The following is a 1,491-nucleotide window of genomic DNA, read 5'->3' as shown; positions in this document are numbered from 1 at the left end:
ATCTTGCCGCGCGTGTGACCCACCTTGCTGAGCGCAAAGGCCTTACCGACCTCGTCGAGCCCGAAGGTCCGGGCCACCTCCACGGTGAGCCGACCCGCGTCGGCCAGCTCCGCCAAGCGGGCGGTCTCCGAGCCGAGCGGGCGCACCCACACCGCGTGGCCTCCGTGCTCGGTCACGGAGCCGTCCGCGACCGAGGCGTGCCGACCGCCCTCCGCGAGGACCGCCAGGGTGGTCTCGAGCTGGCCGCCCACGAAGTCGGCGACCGCGTCGACGCCCTCCGGTGCCAGGGCCCGGACCCGCTCGACCACGCCGTCGCCGTACGCCACGGGCTCGGCACCCAGGCCGCGCAGGAAGTCGTGGTTGGCCTCCGACGCCGTCCCGATCACCCGAGCTCCCCGGGCGACGGCGACCTGGACGGCGAGGCTGCCGACGCCGCCGGCGGCGGCATGGATCAGGACCGTGTCCCCCTCGCCCACCTTCAGCACGTCGAGGGTGCGCAGCGCGGTGCCGCCGGCGAGCGGCAGGCCGCCGGCCTGCTCCCACGTGAGGGACGCCGGCTTGCGGGCCACCGACCAGGCGGGCACGGCTACCTGCTCGGCGAAGGTGCCGCCGTGCACGATGTCCTTGCGGGCATAGGCCATCACCTCGTCACCCACCGTGAACTCAGGAGTGTCGGGACCGACCGCGACCACGGTGCCTGCGACGTCCCACCCGGGGACCGCCGGGAAGACGGTGTCCATCAGCCCGTCCAGACCGCCGGCCATCACCTTCCAGTCGACGGGGTTCACGCCCGCGGCGCGGACCTCGATGAGGACGGCGCCGGGACCGGTCTTGGGGGTCTCGACGTCTCGGACCTGCAGGGTCGCCGTGTCCTGGCTGTAGGCCTCGTACGTGGCTGCGCGCATGCTCGTGCTCCTTCTGGTGGGGGTGTCCGTGCTCAACAACCGCACGCAGCGCGGCCTTCCCCTCGTCCGTGTGGTGCCCACCTCGTGCCCACAGATGAGTACGCGACCCCACGCACGGGATCGGTCGAGCCGAACACCATGCAGACATGACGAAGACCGCCATCACCAGCACGTCCACGAACGCGGTACGCAGGTGGGGCCCGGCACTGCTGATCCTCGTTGCCGGCGTGCCCTCGATGCTCGGCCTCGCTCTCGTGGGCGCTGTGCTCGGCGGGATCCTCGGACTGTTGGCGCCGGTCCTGGTGGGCGCGCTGGTCCTTCTCTACCGGATGGTCGTCGCCTCGACCACGACGTGCGAGGGCCGGTCGGTCGTCCGCGAGGTCGGAGCCGTCGTCCTGGGTGTGCCCCTGGGCTTCGGCGCCTACGCGGCGATGGTGTGCGTCGGCATCGGTCTCGACGTGATCCCGTTCATCGGGCGGGCTCACGATTACCCGCACGAGGACGTCTGGAACGCATCGAGCCTGGTCGTCGCCGTCGCCGTGGCGGCCGGGGGCTGGTGGGTCCTGCGGCGTTGGGTGGACCAGGA

2 protein-coding genes are annotated in these 1,491 nt (G+C 72.2%); one reads left to right on the top strand and one right to left on the bottom strand.

The window, feature by feature from the left end; all coding sequences use genetic code 11:
* Nucleotides 1-905, bottom strand: a 905-nt coding sequence (locus AC1DQF_RS21565; RefSeq protein WP_477527269.1) for an NADP-dependent oxidoreductase, incomplete at its 3' end; no start/stop codon positions are given.
* Nucleotides 906-1,051: 146 nt separating this feature from the next.
* Between AC1DQF_RS21565 and AC1DQF_RS21560 the strand changes: the two genes are divergently transcribed.
* Nucleotides 1,052-1,491: hypothetical protein (locus AC1DQF_RS21560; RefSeq protein WP_477527268.1), on the top strand; the 440-nt coding region annotated here is incomplete at its 3' end.

The sequence above is a fragment of the Nocardioides sp. P4_G4 genome (assembly GCF_056401085.1).
This window is presented reverse-complemented; position numbering and strand designations above follow the sequence as displayed.